Annotated in this window: 1 protein-coding gene; it reads left to right on the top strand. The window is 62.1% G+C overall.

Going from position 1 to position 546, the window contains the following annotated elements; translation table 11 throughout:
- Positions 1 to 30 precede the first annotated feature (30 nt).
- A partial coding sequence (locus ACR0KN_RS22485) for a class I SAM-dependent methyltransferase (RefSeq protein WP_480656710.1) occupies positions 31 to 546 on the top strand: 516 nt, incomplete at its 3' end.

The raw sequence follows: 546 nt of genomic DNA, 5'->3' as shown, positions 1-546 counted from the left end.
ATCCGCTGCGCCATGCGATAATTGCGAGCTATGAAACTGCCCGAGTCCACTGCACCCTCGTTGTTTGACCGCGCCGCTATCCGGCTGCATCGCGCCCGCGCGCAGGAAGACGCGCTGTTCCTGCACCACGCTGCAGTTGATGAGGTGCAGGATCGGCTCTCCATGGTTAACAAAACCTTTACGACGCCAGCGATTGTAAGCCCGTTTCCACATCTATGGTCAGATGTTCTGCCAGATGCGACGATGGTGGAGGATGAAGACCTGTTACCGCTGCAGCCCGGTGCGCATGATCTGGTGATTCACGCCATGGCGCTGCATTGCGCCAATGATCCGGTCGGGCAGTTGATCCAATGCCATCGCGCACTACAGCCCGATGGGCTGCTGCTGGTGGTCTGCCTGGGCGGAGAAACCCTGCATGAATTGCGCACAGCCCTTGGGCAGGCCGAGATCGAGGTGACCGGCGGCCTCAGCCCGCGAATCGCACCCATGGGTGAGCTGCGCGATCTGGGGGCGCTGCTGCAACGGGCCGGGCTGGCCTTGCCGGTG

This window comes from Ruegeria sp. AP7 (assembly GCF_056539905.1).
The sequence above is the reverse complement of the archived record's forward strand: the minus strand, read 5'-3'. Positions and strand labels throughout refer to the sequence as shown.